Origin of the sequence: Chryseobacterium sp. C2(2020), from assembly GCF_014218915.1 — a bacterium.
GTDB classification, from domain to species: Bacteria; Bacteroidota; Bacteroidia; order Flavobacteriales; family Weeksellaceae; genus Chryseobacterium; species Chryseobacterium mucoviscidosis.
In genome coordinates this window covers 98,278-120,712 of record NZ_JACLCT010000004.1, presented here as the reverse complement: position 1 = coordinate 120,712, position 22,435 = coordinate 98,278, and the positions used below count along the sequence as shown (strand labels likewise).

Here is a 22,435-nt window from a genome sequence, read left to right as displayed (position 1 = left end):
ATATATATAGATAACCGGAGTTAGGATCGCTAAATTTCTGTTGTAGGCTGTTTTTTAGCAGGTTTTCTTTTTCTTACGAAATAAACAACTGCAATTCCTATTAATACAATTGGCCAGACTGTGATGAGTCCTACTACAATTTTCTGGATCAAATAATATCCTTCCACGAAAGCTGATTTTGCGCTGTACAGAAAATCAAATTTGTACTTATCGTCTATGCTTTGTGTGTTGGTAACTGCAATTTCTGCGACTCTTATTTTGGGTTCTTTGATGTAAATGTCAACAGTGCTGTATTTCAGCATGTCCGTCATATTCATGCTCTCCAGTTGCTGGCTGTTTCCTTCCTTCATATTTTCATCGCTCATGGTTACTTTGTCTTTATTTACTTTCATCTGAGCAATATTGTCGGTTGTTTTTTTGTTTCGCTGAGCTTCCAAAGCAGAATATTTAATATTTGCCGTTACATCTTCCGCATGAATCGATCTTGCATTCAGGAACAGTTTTTTATTATTAATTAAAGTGAGCAGTTCGCCCAGTTTTTCTGTGGGAACTCTTACCTGCATGGTGTTTTCAGACTGATATTTTTTTATCAGCATTGCTTGTTCATCCGATGTATTGTAGGTTTCCTCAGAAACCACATTGCTTTTCAGGTCGCTGCGCGTTACGAAGCCTCCCAATTCCTGAACGGATTTTTCAATGGAAATGGTCGCGTCATAGACATCTTTCACTTCCATATTCACCTCTGCTGTTTTAATGAACTGCTTGTCTTTTACTTTCATGGTTGCCACAGAAGAAACACTGTCCGAAGATATTGCTATTGCTGAATCAGCAGATGCATATTTTTCAAGATTTTCGGAAGAAACTTCTCCTTTTTTGCATGAATAAATTCCCAGTAAAAGTGCTGTTGCGATGCTTAGTCTGATGTACTTCGTTTTCATAGATATAGATTTATTAATGTTTGCTTATCCCAAAGTTCAGACAGAATCGTTTGTAATATTTGAAAATGGAACGTAAAAATTCTGTAAAGAGAAATTCTGTTTTAAGTGGTTGTAATTCATTGTTTTGTAAATTGTGGGCTATTCAGCTACCTCATTTTCGGAGTAATTTTTGCTGTTCTTTTACAAATCAAACACAACAAATTATTATGTCAAATACTTTTTCCAAAATCCGAAACGCCATAGAATTATTCAGATCCATAGATTTTGATCAGTTGAGTGCTATTTCTCAAAAAGTAAATCTTCCCAAGCTGATGGAAAATTTCTCCAAATTAGACGATAAGCAGCTTAACGGAATGATGAAAATGCTCGATCCGAATAAAAAGAAGAAAGAGCTTCCTGATATAGACGGCGATTTCTACGACATCTATCACGCATTAAGTCCTGAACAGCGGGAAATTCAGTTAAAAGTGAGAGCATTCATGGAAAAAGAAGTTAAACCCCTTGTTAATCATTATTGGCTGAGAGATGAATTTCCGCATGAATTAATTCCAAAATTTCAGAAACTGAATATCTGCGGAGTTACTTACGAAGGGTACGGCTGTCCCGGAATGCCTTTTCTAATGGAAGGTGTTATTGCGATGGAAATGGCTAGAATTGATGCTTCTATTGCTACTTTTTTCGGAGTGCAGTCCGGTTTGTCGATGGGTTCCATTTATATCTGCGGTTCCGAAGAGCAAAAACAGAAATGGCTTCCACAGATGCAGAAGTTTGAAAAAATCGGAGCCTTTGGATTAACAGAACCCGAAGTAGGTTCCGGAGCAGCGGGAGGATTAACGGTAAGCTGCAAAAAAACACCCGAAGGCTGGATTCTGAACGGACAGAAAAAATGGATCGGAAATGCAACGTTTGCGGATTTAATTATTATCTGGGCAAGAGATTTAGATGACGGCGAAGTAAAAGGATTTATTGTAGAAAAAGACAATCCGGGGTATTCCGTTGAGAAAATCAAAGGAAAAATGGCGTTGAGAATTGTTCAGAATGGTTTGATTACGCTGAAAAATTGTTTGGTGACAGAAGAAAACAGGTTGCAGAATGCCAATTCCTTTAAAGACACCGCAAAAGTTTTGCAAATGACGAGAGCTGGAGTTGCATGGATGGCAACCGGATGTGCAAGAGGAGCGTATGAAAGTGCGTTGGATTATACCAGAAAAAGAGAGCAGTTCGGGAAACCGATTGCTTCTTTTCAGATGATTCAGGGACATCTGGTAGAGATGCTTTCTAATCTTACGGCAATGCAGACGATGGTTTTCAGGCTTTCTGAAATGCAGGATGAAGGAATTTTAAAAGATGAGCACGCTTCTCTGGCAAAAGTTTTCTGTACCATGAGAACCAGAGATATTGTTTCCAGAGCGCGTGAAGTGATGGGCGGAAACGGAATTCTGCTGGAATATGATGTCGCAAGATTTGTAGCCGATGCGGAAGCTATTTATTCTTACGAAGGCACAAAGGAAATCAATTCTCTGATTGTGGGAAGATCAATTACAGGTTTCAGCGCATTTGTTTAAATTAAAGTGAATGGTCAATTTGTTTCTCAATTTTACGATTTTCATGTTATGATTTTTATTAAACTCAGAGAAAATTATTGCTAACTGATTAGAAGAAAATAAAATTTAAATAAATTCTCAGTTTTGAGAAATATTTATTGAATTATATGAATTGATTTAATATATTTGTTGTGCAAGACAAATAAAACTAAATATTATGCTGAAAAATCTTAAAAAACTAAATCGTGCAGATTTAAGAGAAATTAAAGGAGGCGGTGGTGCAGAAAAATGCGATATCGGACCTGTTGGATGCCCTTGTAAAATTCCACCGGGAGATCCTTGTTTAGGCGGAGGAGGAGATCCGGGAAATCCGGGCGATCCTGTAGGATATTGTCCGGACAGCGGAGAGTATATTTATTGTACAGCACTTTGTCCAAACGGATTACAGCCTCTTTGTGCATTGTAAAAATAAAAGCCTTCAATTCTGAAGGCTTTCTTTTTATAGTTAATTGTTGATTATCAATCCATTTCCTTTAAAGTGATATTCTTGGAGATTTTATAGGTTTTCTTCTTTTTATCAGGTTTTTCTTCTTCACCCAGCAATTTTCCCCAAGGCTGAAGTCCCTGAACTCTTTCGAAAATTATTTTAATGATAGCAATTGCCGGAATACACAGAAACATCCCCGCAATTCCCCAAAGATGTTCACCGATAAGAATTCCGATAAATGAAAATAATGCATTGATTTTTACTTTTGAGCCGACCACGAATGGTAGAACAATATTTCCGTCTACAACGTGAACTGCAATATATCCTATCGCTACATAAATACAGGTAGAAGGAGTAGAAGTAGCAAAAGCGATAAAACATGAAATCAAAAGACTGATGCAGATTCCCAGATACGGAATTACATTTAACAAGCCCGTAAGAACTCCTAAAAGAATGGCGTATTTTACTCCCAGAATCGTAAGAACAATAGAAGTAAGAACGGAAACGATTAAAATTTGAAGACACAATCCGATAATGTACTTTTTGGTCATCACTCTTACTTCGCCTACCACTTCTTGAACGCTGGCTTTATGTTTTTCATTAAAAACGGTAATGATAAAGTTGTTCAAAACCCTTCTGTAATTTAAAATGAAGATAAAAAACAGAATAAAAAACACAAAGAATCCTAAACTCGAGGAAAAAATCCCAAAAGTAAAGCCCAGAATAACCCCCGAAGATGAAAGAAGTTTATTTAGTCCCTGATCAATATAATTAAGCTGTTCATCTATTTTTACATGAAAAGTTCTGGAAACCCAATGCTGAATATCTTCCGCAACGGAGGTGAACTGTCTTTTAAGATGGGGAATATCCTTACTGAAATCCGAAAGCTGTGATCCGAAAAAGTAAATTAATCCCGTTAAAATAAACAGCATTATTAATACTGAAGCAATGGTAGACATCGATCTTGTAAACCGTAATCTTTTCTCCAGAAAATTGGAAACCGGCAGAAAAAGCATTGCCATTAAAAATGCCAGAAAGAAAGGAGCTAAAATACTCTGTCCCAAAGCAAGAAGATATCCCAATCCGATGATGGAAATAATAACCAGCGTGAGTTTTACAAGAAAAGGAAGTCGAAGTAAATTCATGGTGTGAAAATCTGTTCTATAAAAATAATAAAAACCGTTCGAGTTAAGTGCTTTAACCTTTAAATCTTTTTCAACTCATTAGAAAAATGTATGCCATTTAGTAAGGCTATTTTTAACTTCTACAAAAAAAACAATAAAAAACACATCTCAAATCTGAGACGTGTTTTTTATTTAAATGATAAGTCTGAATTATTTCTCCAGTGCAATTTCGATTACCTCTTCCATTCTGTTTACATAATGTACATTCAGGTTTTTCAGATAATCTTTTTTGATTTCTTCCACATCTTTTCTGTTGGCTTCACAAAGAATCACCTCTTTAATTCCCGCTCTAGTTGCAGCAAGAAGTTTTTCTTTAATTCCTCCCACCGGAAGAACTTTTCCTCTTAAAGTAATCTCTCCGGTCATGGCAAGATGAGGTTTTACCTTTTTATTTTTAAAAGAAGAAACCATAGAAGTCAGCATCGCAATTCCCGCAGAAGGGCCATCTTTTGGTGTTGCACCTTCAGGAACGTGAACGTGGATATTTTTCTTTTCGATATCATCCTGAGAAATTCCCAGTTCGTCATGTTTCGCTTTAATATATTCCAGTGCAATGGTTGCAGATTCTTTCATCACCGTTCCTAAATTTCCGGTCATGGATAAAGCTCCTTTTCCGTTGCTTAAAATGCTTTCAATGAATAAAATATCTCCGCCCACGCTCGTCCATGCGAGACCTGTAACAACTCCCGGAACTCCTGTAATTTCAGATAAGCTTTTCGGTCTCGGAACACCTAAAATTTCATCCACTTTTTCGATCGAGATTTTAGGATCGTAATCTTTAACTAAAGCCGTCTGCAAAGCTACCCAACGCGCGATTCCTGCAATTCTTTTTTCCAGAGATCTTACGCCGCTTTCCGAAGTATGCGCTTCGATGATATGTTTTAATTCAGCATTTCCGAGTTTAAAAGATTTAGCATCCAAACCGTTTTCTTCCTGCTGTTTTTTAATTAAATGTCTTTTGGCGATTTCAATTTTTTCCTCCAAAGTATAGCCTGCAATCTGAATGATTTCAGTTCTGTCTAACAAAGGAGTCTGAATGGTAGATAATGAATTTGCCGTTGCAATAAACATTACTTTAGACAGATCATATCCCATTTCCAAGAAATTATCGTAGAAAGACTTATTTTGTTCAGGATCAAGAACTTCTAAAAGTGCCGAACTTGGATCACCATGCAATCCCTGTCCGATTTTATCCATTTCATCCAGAACAATCACCGGATTGGAGGTCCCGGATTTCTTAATCGACTGCAGGATTCTTCCCGCCATTGCACCGATGTAGGTTTTTCTGTGACCGCGGATTTCACTTTCATCGTGAAGACCGCCCAAAGAAAGTCTTACATATTTTCTTCCCAGTGCATCTGCAACAGATTTTCCCAGTGAAGTTTTACCGACTCCGGGAGGTCCCACAAGCAAAAGAATAGGAGATTTCATGTTGTTTTTAAGCTTTAAAACCGCCATATGCTCCAGAATTCTTTTCTTAATATCTTCTAAACCGAAATGGGCTTTATCTAAAATTTTCTCCGCTTTGGCAATATCAAAAACATCTTTTGTGTAGGTTTCCCAAGGAAGATCCGTAAAGAAATCCAAGTAATTTCTCTGAACATTGTAATCCGGCGAATTAGGATTCTGACGCTGCAAACGGTTGATTTCCTTCTGGAAATGTTCTTCTACTTCATCGCTCCATTTTTTTTCTCTCGCCTTTTTAATAAGATCCTCTACATCACCTTCTGTACCGCCTCCCAATTCTTCCTGAATCGTTCTGATCTGCTGGTTCAGGAAATATTCTCTCTGCTGTTTATCAAGATCCTTCGACGTTTTCTGATGGATCTGGTTTCTCAGTTCCAGCTTTCTGAAATCCTCATGCATCATCTCGTAGCACTTGTTGGCTCTTTCCATCAGGTTCTTTTCTTCCAGAAGCTTTTGCTTGTCAGAAGAAGGGAAATTGGCATTTGTGCAAATGAAATTCAACAGGTCATCATTGTTGTTGATGTTTTTTATGGCAAAATTCGCAGCATTCGGAATGTTCGGATCCAGCTCAATGATTTTCAGGGCAAGATCTTTTACATTTTCCAGTAAAGCTTCGTATTCTTCCTTGTTTTTAGGCTTAGAATCCTTTAATTTTGATATTTCTGCTTTAAAATAAGGCTGTCTTTCAACCACTTTCTTTATTTTAAAACGGTGGAAACCTTTCGTAATCGCAGTAATATTTCCTTCCGGAAGTTTAATGATTTTAATAATCTTTGCTAAAGTCCCAATCTGGTATAAATCTTTTTCGGCAGGCTGTTCAAGATCTGAATTTTTCTGGCTTACGATTCCTATAAAATCGCCATTTTTCTGCGCTTCTTCCAGTAATTGGATGGACGCTTTTCTTCCCGCAGTAATTGGGATCACAACGTTGGGGAACATCACCATATTTCTTACAGGAAGGATTGGGAATATCTTTTGCTCCGAATTTTGTTCTGTTTCCGCAAGATCATCAATGTTGATTTCCTGAGCTACAATATCAAATCCGTCGCTTATCATATCTTCTAAACTAATATCTTCAAATTCTGTCATAGTAAATCGAATGACAAATTGTCATTATCGTTTTAATTCGTTAACGTGAAATTTCATAATATGTTTTAAAAAGACTGTCCATATTATGTGTGCTTAAAATGCACAAGACTTATGCCATTTGTTTTTTACTAAAAAATACGGTCAAAATTTCCTTTTTTATAAAAATTAAATTTTAAAAATTAAAATAAAGGTCTTGTATTTCCGTAATTTCTTAAAAATGTGTATTTTCGCAAACTGATAAAAAACTATAATTTATATAATGGCAATTTTAGGACAAATTAGGAGTAGACCTTGGCTTTTGATGGGAGTAATTGCACTGGCGCTTTTGGCGTTCCTTGTAAACCCCGACAGTATTGATAAGGTTTTTGGTAAAAATCCTGATGTTTTAGGAAAAGTGAATGGTGAGAAAATTACCCGTGAAGAGTTTAACGATCAACTTTTCGTACTGCAACAACAGGCTGAACAGCAAGGTCAACCAAAAAATGGTCTTGAAGAGCAGGCTTGGCAATTGCTTGTGCAATCGAAGCTGATTAAACAGCAATTCGAGAAAATGGGCTTCGAAATGACGGACGATTACTTCTGGAACCAGATCCAGTACGATCAGATGTTTGCACAGCAGAAGCAGTTTTTTGATGAAAAAGGTAATTTCAAGACGCAGGAGCTTAAAAAACAAATCGAAGATATGAAAGCTGCTTCGCCGGAAGGTTACAACCAGTGGTTGAAAACCAGAAAATCGATCGAATACAGATTGATGGCGAGACAGGTATTTGCTAATGTTTCTACAGGAATCACGACAGGTAAAAAAGAAGCTGAAGAGTTGATGAGAGAAAGAGATCAGTTAGCGGATATCGATTTCGTAAAAGTAGATTATGCAGCTTATCTTCAAAAAAACAACATTAAAGTTACCACTGAAGATTTAGCAAATTATATCAAGCAGCATCCGATAATGTTCAAAGCGGAAGAAAGCAGAAATATAGGAATCGTTTATTTCCCTTCTCAGCCAAGTCCTGCAGATGATGCGGCGGCTCAGAAAGAAATTAATAAATTATTCTCTGTAGGAAGCGATGCAAGCGGAGGTTCTGAAAACTTCCAGAATACAAAGAATGACTCTATGTTTATCATGGCGAATTCTGATATGCCTTTCAATCCGCAGTATCTGAAGCCAAACCAATTGCCTCAGACGATTCAGGCACAGCTTCCGACTGCTGCAATCGGTCAGACTTTTGGTCCGTACAAAGAGCAGAATTTCTATGTAGTTTCTAAACTTTTAGATAAAAAGACTTCAGATTCTACATTATCAAGACATATTTTAATTGCTTTTAAAGGAAGTCCTGCAGGTGAAGGTGTTACAAGATCCAAAGAACAGGCTAAAAAGTTAGCAGATTCTATCGGAGCAATTGTAAAAGCAAATCCGGGGAAATTTACAGAATTCCTAAAATTGTCAAACGATCCAAGTTCTGCTGCACAAGGCGGGAGCTTAGGATGGACAACTCCTGAAACGCCTTTCGTTCCTGAATTCTTAAAATATCTGTCTGAAAACCCTAAAGGTGCGACAGGTGTTGTAGAAACACAGTTCGGGTATCATATCATCAATATTGAAGATAAAAAACCGGGAGCAATGGCTTACAAAGTGGCAAACTTGGTAAAAGCAATTAAACCTTCTGATGCTACGGAAGCAGAAGTAAACAAAAAAGCAAGCAGATTCGTTCAGCAGGTTCAGGGGAAATCTTTCAACGATTTCGTGAATATTGCTAAAAAAGCAAACTATCAGTTCTCTAATCCTAAACAGGCGAAGAGATTCGACGGACAGCTTCAGGGATTAGGAACAGACAAAGATCCGGAAATCCTTGCATGGGCTTTTGATAAGAAAAGAGAAAAAGGAGATACTGAATTATTTACAGTAGACGGAACAGGAGATAAAATTGTAGTTTACTTAAACGGGAAGCAGGAAAAAGGAACTGCAGATCCTGAATCTGTAAGAGATCAGATTGAAGTAGTGGTTAAAAATAAACTGGCTGCAAAACAGATTTCAGAGAAAATCGGGAAAGCAGGAAATTTAGATCAGATCGCTAAACAATTCGGAACTACAAAACAATCTGCACAGGTTAACTTATTAAATCCTTCAGTAGCAGGTTCTATGGAGCCAAAAGTTGCCGGAGCAGCATTCGGAGTGAAGAAAGGACAGCTTTCTAAGCCGGTTGAAGGAGGAACAGGAGTTTATGTTCTTATTAAAAAGAATGAGATCACAAACAAACAGCCCGGAGATCTTAAACAGTTTACAGAATCTGTTACCCAGAGAAACGGCGGAATGTTCGGGCAGGCTTGGTTAAAGAGCTTACAGGACAATTCGGATATTGAAGATTACAGAATCGAGATCTGGAATAAGCTGGGTTCTCAGCAACAATAAAAATAATTTTTCAGATAGATAAAAAGCGGCAAAGTTTTTGCCGCTTTTTTTGTGTGTAACGCAGAGCAATAGAGAAAAACATTCATTTAAATGTAGTATATTTGCTCATTAGAAAAAATTTAGCAAGTGAAGTTCAGTAAAGAATTAAAAGCTGGTGTGATCGCACTATTGGCCATTGTCGGCTTTGTGGTGCTTTTTCAATTTATGAAAGGCAGAAGCCTTTTTACTACCGATAATATATTTTACGCACAATATGATAATGTCGAGGGATTGGCACAATCTTCCCCTGTTTCCATTAATGGATTAAAGGTAGGACAGGTTGATAAAATCATTCCTCATACATCTAAGGACGGTAAAATCGATTTTCTCGTAAAAATTACGGTTGATAACAATTTTGAGTTCTCAAAAAATTCAACATTGGAAATTTTTGAACCGAGTTTAATGGGAGGAAAAGAAATGAGAATTAACCTGATGTATGGAGGTCCAACGGCAAAAGACGGAGATACTTTAAGAGGGGCATTTAAATTAGGAACTTTAGGAAGCCTTTCTTCACAGGTAGGTCCTGTAAAAGATCAATTACAGGTTGTTTTACACAGAGTAGACTCTCTGATGACGAATGCCAATCAGCTTGTAGATGCGCAAAACAGACAGGAAATTAAATTATTACTGGCTAATCTTAACAAAACAGTTGCCGCTTTACAGACTACGGCAGGAAGTGTAAATTCCTTAGTGGGTCACAACGATCCTAAACTTCAGAAAGTATTGGATGATGCAAGTCTTACGATGCAGAGCGGAAAAGTTACTTTAGATAAATACGGAAATTTAGCAGAAAGCATTGATACTAAAAAGCTGAATGCTACCATCGCTAATTTAGATGCAACAGTAGGACAGTTAAATAATGTGGTTTCAGGAATCGACAGAGGGGAAGGAAGTTTGGGGAAAATTATGAAAGACGATCAGCTTTACAATAACCTGAATGCCGCTTCAAACAATCTTAATTCTTTGATCGAAGATTTGAAAGCGCACCCAAAAAAATATGTTAACTTCTCCGTTTTCGGAAAAAATAATAAAGACTAATTTTTTAAACCATGCATTATATCCCTAATATTATTTTTCTGATTTTATTAATTGCAGGTTTTGGACTTTTTGTAAAAAGTCTGCAGAAGATATATAGAAACATCAGATTAGGACGTGAGATCAATCGCAGCGACAGAAGAGGAGAAAGATGGGCAACAATGGCAACTGTTGCAATGGGGCAGAGTAAGATGACAAAACGTCCTATAGCCGGAATTTTACACCTTTTTGTGTATGTAGGATTCATCATCATCAATATCGAACTTATCGAAATTGTGGTGGATGGAATCTTCGGAACACACAGATTTTTATCAACCATTTTAGGAAGCACCGTTTATGGTTTCTTTACCGCTACTTTAGAAGTTTTGGCACTTTTAGTCGTAATTGGCGTTGTTGTATTTTTTATCCGTAGAAATTTTTACGGAGTAAAAAGATTAACGATGAAAGAACTTTTAGGCTGGCCAAAAGAAGATGCAAACTGGATTCTGATTATCGAATTTGCTTTGATGATGGCTTTCTTTACCATGAACGCTTCAGACTTTATTCTCCAGTCAAATGGTTACGATCATTTTGTAAAAGTAGGATCTTTCCCGATCAGCGAAATGACTTTCGTTCCGTTCCTTGAAGTTTTCAGTTTTGATAATGGATTCTTATTCGGTGTTGAAAGAGCAGCTTGGTGGTTCCATTTTGTAGGGATTCTATTCTTTATGAATTATCTTTATTATTCAAAACATTTACACATCATTCTCGCTTTTCCGAGCACTTGGTATGCAAATCTTGAAGAGAAAGGAAAATTCAATAATCTTGAATCTGTAACGAAAGAAATTAAACTGATGATGGATCCGAATGCAGACCCTTATGCAGCTCCGGCAGAAGGAGAGGCAGAAACACCTGCAAAATTCGGAGCAGAAGATATTTTTGATCTTAATCAGGTTCAGTTGTTAAATGCCTATTCATGTACAGAATGCGGTCGTTGTACTGCAGTTTGTCCGGCAAATATTACCGGCAAAAAATTGTCTCCGAGAGCCATTTTAATGAAGACAAGAGACCGTCTGGAAGAAGTCGGCAAAAACATTGATAAAAACGGAAAGTTTGTAGACGACGGAAAAAAACTGTTGAACGACTACATTACCAAAGAAGAATTATGGGCTTGTACAACCTGTAACGCATGTACAGAAGCTTGTCCTGTATTGCTAGATCCGCTTTCTATCATCTTCGAAATGAGAAGATTTTTAGTAATGGAGCAGTCTGCTGCACCACAGGAATTAAACCTGATGATGACAAATGTAGAAAACAACGCTGCACCGTGGCAATACAATCAGGCAGACCGTTTAAACTGGGCAAAAGACTAATTAATCAATCACGCAATTTGTAAATTTGAAAATTGATAGTATATTTTCAAATTTCCAAATTCTCACATTTTCAAATTGACAACAATGGATTTCAATATAAAAACAATGGCAGAATATGCTGCCGAAGGAAAATCGCCTGAAGTTTTATTTTGGGTAGGTTGTGCCGGAAGTTTCGACGACCGCGCTAAAAAAATTACGAAAGCATTTTGCAAAATTTTAAATAAAATAGGCGTGGAATTCGCGGTACTTGGGCAGGAAGAAAGCTGTACAGGAGATCCCGCAAAACGTGCAGGAAACGAATTTGTTTTCCAGATGATGGCTTTAACCAATATCGAAATTCTGAACGCTTACGAAGTAAAAAGAATCGTTACGGCTTGTCCGCACTGCTTTAATACGCTTAAAAATGAATATCCGAATTTAGGAGGGAACTATGAAGTAATGCATCACACCCAATTCCTTAAAAAATTAATGGAAGAAGGGCGTCTGAAAATTGAAGGTGGCGCATTCAGCGGTAAAAAGATTACCTTCCATGATCCCTGTTATCTGGGAAGAGCCAATGAAGAGTATGAAGCGCCAAGACTTTTACTGGAAAAACTGGATGCCGAACTGGTAGAAATGAAGCGTTGCAAGACCAATGGTCTTTGCTGCGGAGCAGGAGGCGCACAAATGTTTAAAGAACCTGAAAAAGGAAAAAAAGACATCAATATCGAAAGAACTGAAGAAGCTCTGTCTTTCGAGCCTAAAGTTATTGCAACAGGATGTCCTTTCTGTAATACGATGATGACGGACGGTGTAAAACATTTCAATAAAAATGATGAAGTAGCCGTGAAAGATATTGTAGAACTTTTAGCGGAAGCTGAAGATTTGTAAGAATATTTCTAAAAATATAAGACTCAGGATTTTTCCTGAGTTTTTTGTTTGGTGAGAATTCCACCTTGTCGGATTATGGTGTGAAGAAAAAATTGTAATTTTACCTTTTAAATTGATCAAAATGAAGATTGAAGAATCTAATATTGTAGAAGCAAACGACTACAGAGTAATAATATATCCTGCCTCAAGACCTTTTGAAACAAAAGAAGCCAAACAGATCACTGAGAAACTTTTTGATTTTCTGGCAATTTGGGCAGCACACGGAAAACCGCTTTCCTCATCTTTTAAGATTGAAAAAAATCAGTTTATCATCATCTGTGTGGATGAAGAAAAGGAGATGGCTTCCGGATGCAGTATCGATGCGCTTGGGAAAGTAATGAGAGAAATTGATGAAGAATATCAATTGGGATTATTCGACAGAATGAAAGCCAGCTTCATAGAAAATGGAGAAGTAAAAACCTTAAAGCTGAATGATTTTAAGTCAAAAGTAAGAAACGGAGAAATTGCTAAAGACATTCAGGTTTTTGATTTTTCTAAAAATACCTATCTCGAATTTATAGGAAATTTTCTTTTGCCATTCGATAGAAGTTGGGCGGCTTCTATAAAGTAATAATTCATGCAGGTCCTTTTTATTTCATCATGGTTTCCTAACAAATTAGAGCCTACCAACGGAAATTTCGTACAGAGACATGCGGAAGCCGTTTCTTTATTGCACGATGTAGAAATTTTACACGCAATAGGCGATTCTGGACAGAAGGAAAGCTATATTTTCGATCAAAATCATATTAATGGAGTAAAGACGATTGTAGTTTATTATAAGAAGTCTAAAAATCCTGCATTAAATTTTTTAAGAAGATTTCGGGCGTATAAATTGGGGTTTTCACAGATCAAGAAACCGGATTTGATACACGCCAATATTTTGGATAAATCTATGTTGTTTGCGGTTTATTTAAAAAAAAAATATCAAATTCCTTTTGTTATAACAGAGCACTGGTCTTTATTTCTTGAAATCAACAGAAACAGACTCTCATTTTCAACGTTATCTGTTGCCCGATTTATTGCAAAAAGAGCATCATTTATTTTTCCGGTAAGTGAGAATTTAATGAATAACTTAAAAGAGTTGAAAATTGGTGAGAAATTTAAAGTTGTTGGAAATGTTGTAGATACAAATCGTTTTACTCCTGCAAAACATCATTCAGATATTTTCAGATTTCTTCATATATCCAATCTGATCGCTTTAAAAAATCCGGATATTATTATAAAAACGGCAATCCGGCTTAGAAGTGAATTTCAGAATTTTAAATTAGAGATTGGAGGCGACGGAGACATTGAAAGATTAAACAAAATCATACAAGAAAATAAGGCGGAAGATTTCATAACAACATTCGGTGAACTTTCTCATGAAGAAGTTGCCCAACAAATGAAGAACAGCGATTGTTTTGTATTGTTCAGCGAATATGAAAATTTACCCTGTGTACTTCTTGAGTCTATTTCCTCCGGCATACAGGTAATATCAACCCGCGTAGGAGGTGTACCTGAGATTGTGAAAAATAACTGCGGAATCATCATTGGAAAGACTGAAGAAGAATTATATGCTGCAATGAAGAGTGTTTTAAATGAGACCTATAAACCGGATTCTCCGACGGAACTTCACCAATACATTGTAGACAATTTTTCTATGTTAAAAATAGCAGAAAAATTCGATGAGATTTACAAAAAAGTGGTTTAAATTATTTTTAATTTAAAAAGCATAAATTTCCAGCCACAAATTTAAAATGAAAAGCTTAAAGGATTTTATTAAAGCATTTTTTGCGAACAAAGGGCAATATGTATTTCTGTCTCTTTTAATAGCGAAAATATGTGCATTTTCAGGCTCTGTTATGATGATCCGGCTTCTTCCTGAAAAAGAATTCGGTATACTGAGTATTGTGGCATCTGTTTTTGCCATCTTTGTTCCTTTCAGCGGTTTTGGCAGTTTTCAGAGTTTAATAAGATTTGGTTCTTTAAGCCAAACTGAAAATGAAAAAAAAGATCTTTCAGTTTATCTTTTTAAAAAAGGATTTCTATATCAGCTTTTTCTAAGCATTGTGTTTTTTTTAATCGCTTTTTTTTATGTAAACCATTATTACCACATATTTTATATATTTCTTTTCTTTGCTGTGAGGCTTATCGGAGTGTATTTTCTTAATCACAAACAGGTTGAACTTCGCATACATATGAAAAACAGCGAATATGCCATGCTTAATAATATCGTGAATATTGGAGGATTGGTCATGATGATTGCTTTTTCTTTTTTTTGGGGACTCTACGGATATTTGCTTGCTAATTTAATTGCTCCTTTTCTTTCTCTTTTCTGGTATAAGGAGCCGCTGTGGAAGATTGCTGTCCCCAAAATAAAATTTCAAAAGAAAGAAATCTGGAATTTCGCGTTTCATGCATCGGTTACGGCTTTATTATCAGATGCTTTTTTTTCTGCAGATATTTTACTCCTCAACTTTTTTAAAGATGAAAATGCAGTTGCTAATTACAAAGTCGTTCTGCTTATTCCGTCTAATATTACTTTTTTGGCACTTTCTTTTATGCAGAGCGATTATCCTGTTTTGGCAAAAAACTCTTACAGCAGATCTTTTTTAATTAACTATATTATTAATTATTATAAAATATTTATCCCTGTTTCTATATTAATATTTGCATTAGGCAGTTTTTTCAGCACCGCCTTAATTCAATTATTTTTCGGAGTAAAATATGCAGACAATTCATTTGCTTTTTGTCTTTTATTAGGAGCGTTTTGTGTGAGTATGCTTTTAAGAAACCTTTACGGGAATATGCTTTCTGCGGTAGGATTAATGAAAAAAAATACTCTCTATTCCATTTTGTCTTTGCTGCTCTTAGCAGGATTTTCTTTTTTTTGGGTTCCTGAAAAAGGAGCTTTAGGAATGGCGTTTTCTTTAGGGCTTACATTAACTATTATCGGTTTTTTCATGATGTTTTCATTCTTCATTTATCTTAGAAGATTGAAATGAATTATATTTGTAACATGAGAAATATTGTTTTTGGATTTCTGGTTATTTTTTGTGCCTTTCTGAGCTGCAGAACGGATGATGAAGATTTGCAGAAAATCGATCAGATTTTGAACATCTATATGAAGAATGGGGCAGGACGAGATCTGTTTCATGCAAAAAAAGATCAGACTTATTATACGTATTCACTAAATGATGTTAACGGAACCAAAGACGTTTCTCCGGTAAGCAGTACTTTGCGTGCTACTGCAGATTCCACACTTTTTATTGAATATATTGCAGGAGCCAAAAGAGTAGGGCTGGATACGCTGGATCCGAACAATAAAACCTATCAGTCGGTAATTACGGTTTCACTGGTGAAGAGACTTAACAGTACGATTCTTGATACCATTAATGAAAGGCTCAGAATTCAGTATCGCATGACGCCTTCGGTTTTTGAGGTCTCGAAAGTCTATTACAACGATACTTTAAGATTTACAAAAACACCGGGTTCCCCGAATGTTGTTACGATCGTAAAATAATTTATACATTTGCAAAACTGTTGACATTCTGATGTTCAACATTCTAATAACTAACATCTAAATAAAATGTTACAAGTCAATTTTTTGCGCGACAATAAAGAGCGCGTTTTAGAAGGTCTTAAAAAAAGACAATTCAAGAATCTTGAGTTGGTAGACGAGGCTATTGCTACCGACGAAGAAAGAAAGAAAATTCAGTTTGAATTGGATTCCCAACTTTCCGAAATCAATAAAATCTCCAAAGAAATCGGACTTTTAATGAAAGAAGGAAAAAAAGAAGAAGCAGAATCCGCAAAATCTAAAACAGCGCAATACAAAGAGTCGACGTCGGAATTGAAAGCTCAGTTAGATGTAAAAGAAAAAGAATTAATCAATATTCTGTATCAATTACCTAACATTCCGAATGAAAAGGTAAAAAATGGGGCTTCTGCGGATGATAATGAAATCATATATCAGTCTCATGATGTGGAAGGTCTTGGAGAAGGAGCAATTCCTCACTGGGAACTAGCAAAAAAATATAACCTTATTGATTTTGAATTGGGTGTAAAGATTGCAGGAGCAGGTTTTCCGGTATATTTAGGAAAAGGGGCAAGATTGCAGAGAGCTTTGGTTCAGTATTTTTTAGATAAAAATGTTGAGAAAGGATATATGGAAGTAAATCCTCCTCACGTTGTAAACGAAGCTTCAGGATACGGAACAGGACAGTTGCCGGATAAAGAAGGGCAGATGTATTATATTCAGGCAGATGATTTATATCTGATTCCAACGGCTGAAGTTCCTGTAACGAATCTCTATCGCGATGTATTATTTGAAGAAAAAGATCTTCCTGTTAAAAATACAGCCTTTTCTCAATGCTACAGAAGAGAAGCGGGAAGTTACGGATCACATGTAAGAGGTTTAAACCGTCTTCACCAGTTTGAAAAAGTTGAGATCGTAAGAATTGAAAAACCGGAAAATTCTTATGCCGTATTGGAAGAAATGGTAGAACACATTAAAGAAATTTTAAGTGATCTTGAATTACCATATAGAGTTTTAAGACTTTGCGGAGGAGACACTGGTTTTGCTTCTGCCATGACGTATGATTTTGAAGTTTGGAGTGCAGCTCAGGAAAAATGGCTTGAGGTAAGCTCTGTTTCCAATTTTGAAACCTTCCAGGCAAACAGACTGAAATGTCGTTATAAAGCAGATGGAAAATCTCAGTTGGTTCACACCCTGAACGGTTCTGCAATGGCATTGCCAAGAATTATGGCTGCTTTGCTGGAAAATAATCAGACAGAGGAAGGAATTAAACTTCCGAAGAAAGTCGCTGAATATGCGAAGTTTGATTTGATCAGCTAAATAAAATTTTGTCTATATACAATAAAAACCACTGTTGTTCAGTGGTTTTTTATTTGGTTTATCTAAACGATTTCATTTGAAATGAATTCATGATTAATCTTTAATGAATCGTGTTGACGTTGAGTTTCCGTTTTTGTCAATCATTTGTAAAATATAATTTCCTTTGGCTAAACCTGATGCATTCAGTTGTGGATTTTTAACTGAATTCTTTTGTGAATAGACTTTTTGCCCAACCATATTGAAAATATTTAATTCCACTATATCGTTAGCTGATTTTACATATAACTGATCTTTTACAGGATTAGGATAAACAGAGGTGACTCCATCTATTTCAACAGACTTCACCCCCAACACACTTCCGGAATTAATTTTCACATAAGAAAAGTTTCCTTGCAGCACAGATGTTGAGCTCGACCAGCAAGCGGTAAAAAGTGTACCATATCCCGAAACACCTGTTCCTACAGCATCAACGGAAGTTGTTGTTCCGTTGCTTCCGGTATGACGTATTTCTATTACAAGATTAGTACCTGTATATAAATAAGGAGTATTGAAATTTATATCAAAACTGAAACTTCCATTGTTTGTAACGGCGCCGGATGGTATTAAAAGACTTCCTGAGCGGACTTGTGTCTGCGTTCCCACAACGTTAGCTGCAAAATTAAGCTGTCTGTTAGCCGGTTCTACGCCGTCACTAAGATAAATCTGATAATCCGGGTAGGTTGTATTTGAGGCAGGCCATGCAGAGGCTGCACTTGCAGGAATTCTAAGTGATATCGAAGTAAGATACTTTCCTGATAAAGCAGTAAGCTGAGAGTCATCAATAATCAGTTGATAAGTTCTGGTAGAATTGGCAAACGGTCCTGTAAAAGCTGCTGTTGAAGTCAAATTAGGAACAGTTACTGAAGTTTGGGCTTTCGTTGCTGAAAAAAATAAAATAGCACCAACCGTAAACGCATGACATGCAATTTTACTAAGGTAGCTTAGTGTTTGATGTTTTTGAATTTTCTGAAATGAGGGAAAAGGTAGCTTTATATACATATATTAAATTTTTAGTTACAATAAAGATACGAAATTGATTGTATAATAAAATTGAATTTAAAAGATAATATTGGTAACTGTATTAAATTTTTAATCGAATTTTTGCGTGAATAAATTGTTATTTGTATGATTTGTATAATGTTAATGTCTGGTTTGATCATTCCGAATTATAATTAAAAAACCCTCCGGATATACTTCAGAGGGTTAAATCTTTTAAATTTAGCATTACTACTAATGACAATTTACTTTACTATGATCATGCGTACTGTGATCTCCCGGCAAATGACAGTCTCCCTGATTGTCTTTTGAAATGGTCATGGCTTCTGCTCTCGGAGAAATATAGGGAATTCCCAGTTCCATTCCCCGGACAATAAAAAGTCCGCCCAAAATAATCATGACAATCGGAATCACTTTTAAAACTTTCACTCTAAAAGTCTGATTCATGAGATTTCCGACCAAAACTACCGCGAACATAAAAGGAAGTGTTCCCAAACCGAATAAAGCCATATACAAAGCGCCCTGCCATATTCCTCCGCTTGCTAAACTTGCCGTTAAAGCCATATAAACCATTCCACAGGGTAAAAAACCATTCAGAAGACCTGTAGTAAATCTTGAACGGTAATCTGCCTTTTGAAGCAGTCTTCCCAAATTCGATTTTACTTTGAATAAAAATTTTGAAAAAAACGGAACTTTAGAAGCAAAATCTTTTCCTCCAAACGAAAAAACAGCCATAATAATAAGTAGAATTCCCACAGCAATTGTAAGATATTTCTGGAAACCTGCCATTTCAAAACCTTTCCCGATAATTCCAAGAATTGCTCCCAAAAGGGAATAGGTGAAAATCCTCCCGAATTGATAAGTGAGATTCTGAAGGTAGAAATTGGTTGCCTGTTTTTTTGTTAATCCCATCGACAATGCAATAGGTCCGCACATTCCGATACAGTGGAATCCTGATGCAAAACCCAACCCGATTGCCGATATTACAAGTGCTATTTCCATATCACATCATAATCCATTCTGTAGTCTGTTTTATCTTTTGTCCAGCTCAAACGAAGGGTATAATTCCCCAGTTTCAGAACCTGTGCAGGAATTAAAAAAGACTGATTGGCATCTAACTGTACCGTTTTATGAACATCCAGGTTCTGATCGTCGGTTCTGTTCAGTACAAATTTTACGGAAGTATTAGAGTTATTATAGTCTTTTGGAAAAGTGATTCTTATTCCTGCTGGACTCTGGCTGTAAACAGGTTTTTCCTTCAGTTCGTCAGCTCTTTTCTTAGCATCAATTACGTCCTGATATTTCAGTTCTTCTTCATAATAATTATCCGTTACCATTTCAGAATTCTTTTGTCCGTTCGGAAAAAGAAACATCATGGATAAAATAAAGATCATAAAGGATGCTAAAGCGATAATTACACCGTGTCCCCAATTAAAGTTTTTCATTTCTAAAAATTAAAATTGTAATTTGAATGGTCCTTCAAAATATGTTTTGTATGAATCTACCAGTTTCCCCTTCATATCATAAACTCCGATTGTGATGTTCTGCTTGGAAAGCGTCATTTCATTTTCCGGAAAACTGATGTTGATGGTTCCTTTGGTAATTTTGTCTCTGTCTACAGAAATTTTACTCGATTCGCTGTAGATCACCTCTCCATGTTTCGGCTCGATAATCTTGATGGTTACAATTTTTTTCTCGTTGGTTTTATTTAAAAAAGTATAATTGTACGTATTGGTAATTTTTCCGTCTCTCACAAAGAACGTGCTTCCTGCAGGTTTAATGAATTTGGCTTCCATTTCGGCTCTGCTTGTAAGAAGATAGCCTAAAAATCCTGTAAGCAGTAAAAGAACCACTGCAAAACCTTTCATTCTTCCTGTAAACTTAAACTCGGTCTGCTTCTCGATCTCGTTTTCGGTAGCGTATCTAATCAATCCTTTCGGAAGACCTACCTTTTCCATAACTTCATCACAGGCATCAATACAGGCTGTACAGTTTACACACTCAAGCTGTTGTCCGTCTCTGATGTCTATTCCGGTAGGACAAACCACCACACATTGATGACAATCGATACAATCACCTTTTCCGGCTGCTTTTCTGTCTTCTCCTTTTCTCCATTTTGCTCTGTTTTCACCTCTTTTAAAATCATAGAAAACATTAATGGTATCTTTATCTATTAAAACCCCCTGTAATCTACCGTAAGGACAAACCAATGTACAAACCTGCTCTCTGAACCATGCAAATACAAAGTAAAATGCAGCGGTTAAAAGAATCATAACAATAAAGTTGGTAGGATTGGCAAAAGGTCCTTCAGAAACTATTCTGAATACTTCTTCATATCTTACGATATACATGAACATGAAGTGAGTAATAATTAACGAAATCACAAGAAAAATCGTCCATTTTAGACTTCTTTTCCAGATCTTTTCGCTGTTCCACTCCTGTCTGTCAAGCTTCATCTGTTTGTTTCTGTCCCCTTCAATAAGATAATCTATTTTACGGAAAATAAATTCTAAAAAAATTGTCTGAGGACAGATCCATCCGCAGAAAATTCTCCCGAAAGCCATCGTAAAAATGATGATGAATATTAAAGAAGTAATTGCGCCAAGTGTAAGGATAAAAAAATCCTGTGGATAAAAAGGCTGTCCAAAGATGAAGAACTCCCTGTCAATTACATTAAATAAAATAAGAGGGTTACCATTAATTTTGATGAATGGCACTGCAAAATAAATCAGCAGTAAAACATAACTTACAATGCTTCGGTAGTTGGTATATTTTCCTTTTGGTTTTCTGGGAAAAACCCATTTCCTCTTACCGGAGCGTTCCATTGTCCCGATAGAATCTCTATAAGTTTCAGGGTCCAGAACTTGTCCCTGTCCTCCGCGTACTTCTGTTTCTTCTATGTCTGACATTTATGATAGTTTTTAAAAAAAGAAAAACATAATTCGTTACTATTTTTTAATTTAATAACAAACTATGTTTTTCATATGTTCTAATTTATTTAAGTTAAATTATTCTTTTTCCCAATGTGCCTCTGTTCCCTGAGGAGCTGCACCACCTTGAGCCGGTGTTATCGGAGGCAATTCCTGATTGATGTGATATACATACGCTGCAATCTTTTCAATTTCAGCACCCGAAACTTCTCCGTTCTTACCAAATGCTCTCATCGCAGGATTGTTAGGAGAACCATTCCAGTCCATATTGAATACGTTTTTGAATAACGTTTTCTCAGGCTGGTTGATCCAGAAATTATCCGTAAGGTTTGGACCAATTCCACCACTACCGTCTTCTTTGTGACAAGATGCACAGTTTGTTTTGAACAATTCTTTTCCTTCAGCAATATTATCAGCAGAATATTTAGCGGTCTCAATCGTTACCGGAGGCTGCTCGCTGTTATACTTTTCAATCGCTGCCAACTGTTCTTTGTATTCCTTCTCATATTCGCTCAACGGATGTGCGAAATCTGTGAAAGAAAATGCTGCTACATATACAATACAAAAAGCAGTCCCAAAATAGAATAAACCTACCCACCATTTTGGCAACTGGTTATCCAGCTCCATGATTCCGTCGAAACCGTGGTCGATAAGGATATCTTTTTCTTCTGCTGCAGATTGCTTCTTGAATGCTGCATTATATAATCTTGTAAAGTAAGGTACTTTCTTTTCAGCTAAATAAGCTGCCTTTTCTTCAGGAGATAATTTTTTGAATTTATTGTTCTCAATTAAATCTCCGATTGCACTATGGATATAAGCTAAAATACCTCCGATTACTACAGTTCCCCAGAAATAAGGAGAAGATAGGAAATCATAGCTTTGTACAAACAGATAATAAAAAACTATTAAAAGTCCAATTATTATTAAAATGTTTATAACAACCGGTGTTCTTTGTTTCATAATAAGTAGTTTAATTTTTTAAATTAAAATCGTCATCACTGTCATCCTGCAGAGGCGCTTCTTCTTCCTCTTTGTAATATTTTTTAGGCTTGCTAAAAACGTAGATTACCAAAGCAATGAAGAACAGCATAAAGAAAATCAGAGCCAAAGTCTGGTAAAAGCCAGCGTTTTCGGTATTGGATAAGATGTCTTTAAAATTCTGAGGGATCATGATGTGAACCT

Annotated in this window: 20 protein-coding genes; 11 read left to right on the top strand and 9 right to left on the bottom strand. The window is 36.2% G+C overall.

The features are described from left to right. Positions 1 to 29: 29 nt before the first annotated feature. Positions 30 to 938 carry a DUF4349 domain-containing protein gene (locus H6W52_RS03945; protein ID WP_116096686.1) on the bottom strand — a complete coding sequence of 303 codons (909 nt, stop codon included), beginning with the start codon at positions 936 to 938 and terminating at the stop codon, positions 30 to 32. Between the two features lie 206 nt (positions 939 to 1,144). On the opposite strand from H6W52_RS03945, the gene H6W52_RS03940 reads away from it, so the two are divergent. Next, positions 1,145 to 2,503 carry an acyl-CoA dehydrogenase family protein gene (locus tag H6W52_RS03940; RefSeq protein ID WP_116096688.1) on the top strand — a complete coding sequence of 453 codons (1,359 nt, stop codon included), beginning with the start codon at positions 1,145 to 1,147 and terminating at the stop codon, positions 2,501 to 2,503. A 196-nt stretch (positions 2,504 to 2,699) separates the two neighbouring features. Further along, positions 2,700 to 2,948 carry a bacteriocin-like protein gene (locus H6W52_RS03935; RefSeq protein WP_087708224.1) on the top strand — a complete coding sequence of 83 codons (249 nt, stop codon included), beginning with the start codon at positions 2,700 to 2,702 and terminating at the stop codon, positions 2,946 to 2,948. Between the two features lie 53 nt (positions 2,949 to 3,001). Here the strand turns inward: H6W52_RS03935 and H6W52_RS03930 are convergent, their stop codons facing one another. Beyond that, positions 3,002 to 4,114, bottom strand: a complete 1,113-nt coding sequence (locus tag H6W52_RS03930) for an AI-2E family transporter (RefSeq protein ID WP_116096690.1) — start codon at positions 4,112 to 4,114, stop codon at positions 3,002 to 3,004. 189 nt (positions 4,115 to 4,303) lie between these two features. After that, positions 4,304 to 6,709, bottom strand: coding sequence for an endopeptidase La (lon, locus tag H6W52_RS03925; RefSeq protein WP_116096692.1), 2,406 nt, complete (start codon positions 6,707 to 6,709; stop codon positions 4,304 to 4,306). A gap of 259 nt (positions 6,710 to 6,968) precedes the next feature. Between lon and H6W52_RS03920 the strand changes: the two genes are divergently transcribed. From H6W52_RS03920 to serS, 9 genes are all read left to right on the top strand, one after another. Next, entirely contained in the window at positions 6,969 to 9,116 is a 2,148-nt protein-coding gene (locus H6W52_RS03920; protein WP_116096694.1) for a peptidylprolyl isomerase, read from the top strand. A gap of 126 nt (positions 9,117 to 9,242) precedes the next feature. After that, positions 9,243 to 10,193, top strand: coding sequence for an MlaD family protein (locus H6W52_RS03915; RefSeq protein ID WP_076393774.1), 951 nt, complete (start codon positions 9,243 to 9,245; stop codon positions 10,191 to 10,193). Positions 10,194 to 10,204: 11 nt separating this feature from the next. Beyond that, positions 10,205 to 11,542, top strand: a complete 1,338-nt coding sequence (locus H6W52_RS03910) for a 4Fe-4S dicluster domain-containing protein (RefSeq protein WP_116096696.1) — start codon at positions 10,205 to 10,207, stop codon at positions 11,540 to 11,542. Between the two features lie 84 nt (positions 11,543 to 11,626). After that, positions 11,627 to 12,412 carry a (Fe-S)-binding protein gene (locus H6W52_RS03905; protein ID WP_087708232.1) on the top strand — a complete coding sequence of 262 codons (786 nt, stop codon included), beginning with the start codon at positions 11,627 to 11,629 and terminating at the stop codon, positions 12,410 to 12,412. Between the two features lie 121 nt (positions 12,413 to 12,533). Next, positions 12,534 to 13,022 (top strand): hypothetical protein, encoded by a 489-nt coding sequence (locus H6W52_RS03900; protein WP_116096698.1) that lies wholly within the window; start codon positions 12,534 to 12,536, stop codon positions 13,020 to 13,022. Positions 13,023 to 13,028: 6 nt separating this feature from the next. Next, positions 13,029 to 14,141, top strand: a complete 1,113-nt coding sequence (locus H6W52_RS03895) for a glycosyltransferase (protein ID WP_116096700.1) — start codon at positions 13,029 to 13,031, stop codon at positions 14,139 to 14,141. A 46-nt stretch (positions 14,142 to 14,187) separates the two neighbouring features. After that, entirely contained in the window at positions 14,188 to 15,435 is a 1,248-nt protein-coding gene (locus tag H6W52_RS03890) for an oligosaccharide flippase family protein (RefSeq protein ID WP_116096702.1), read from the top strand. Further along, the gene (locus H6W52_RS03885; RefSeq protein WP_228459445.1) at positions 15,432 to 15,953 is read left to right on the top strand and encodes a hypothetical protein; all 522 of its coding nucleotides are present in this window, start codon (positions 15,432 to 15,434) and stop codon (positions 15,951 to 15,953) included. Before H6W52_RS03890 ends, H6W52_RS03885 begins: the two co-directional genes overlap by 4 nt. Positions 15,954 to 16,019: 66 nt before the next feature. Then, on the top strand, positions 16,020 to 17,288 hold the full coding sequence (serS, locus tag H6W52_RS03880; protein ID WP_116096706.1) for a serine--tRNA ligase: 1,269 nt from the start codon (positions 16,020 to 16,022) through the stop codon (positions 17,286 to 17,288). A 93-nt stretch (positions 17,289 to 17,381) separates the two neighbouring features. Here the strand turns inward: serS and H6W52_RS03875 are convergent, their stop codons facing one another. The 6 genes from H6W52_RS03875 to H6W52_RS03850 form a co-directional block, all read right to left on the bottom strand. Next, the gene (locus H6W52_RS03875) at positions 17,382 to 18,326 is read right to left on the bottom strand and encodes a T9SS type A sorting domain-containing protein (protein ID WP_116096708.1); all 945 of its coding nucleotides are present in this window, start codon (positions 18,324 to 18,326) and stop codon (positions 17,382 to 17,384) included. Between the two features lie 231 nt (positions 18,327 to 18,557). Next, positions 18,558 to 19,325, bottom strand: a complete 768-nt coding sequence (locus H6W52_RS03870) for a sulfite exporter TauE/SafE family protein (protein WP_116096710.1) — start codon at positions 19,323 to 19,325, stop codon at positions 18,558 to 18,560. Beyond that, a complete protein-coding gene (locus tag H6W52_RS03865; RefSeq protein WP_116096712.1) occupies positions 19,316 to 19,768 on the bottom strand; it encodes a FixH family protein in 453 nt (150 codons plus the stop codon). Before H6W52_RS03865 ends, H6W52_RS03870 begins: the two co-directional genes overlap by 10 nt. A 9-nt stretch (positions 19,769 to 19,777) precedes the next feature. Then, entirely contained in the window at positions 19,778 to 21,232 is a 1,455-nt protein-coding gene (gene ccoG / locus H6W52_RS03860; protein WP_116096714.1) for a cytochrome c oxidase accessory protein CcoG, read from the bottom strand. A 99-nt stretch (positions 21,233 to 21,331) separates the two neighbouring features. Next, positions 21,332 to 22,213, bottom strand: a complete 882-nt coding sequence (locus H6W52_RS03855; RefSeq protein ID WP_087708241.1) for a cbb3-type cytochrome c oxidase N-terminal domain-containing protein — start codon at positions 22,211 to 22,213, stop codon at positions 21,332 to 21,334. 10 nt (positions 22,214 to 22,223) lie between these two features. Next, complete coding sequence (locus tag H6W52_RS03850; RefSeq protein WP_087708242.1) at positions 22,224 to 22,424, bottom strand: cbb3-type cytochrome oxidase subunit 3; 201 nt, start codon at positions 22,422 to 22,424, stop codon at positions 22,224 to 22,226. Positions 22,425 to 22,435: the final 11 nt, after the last annotated feature.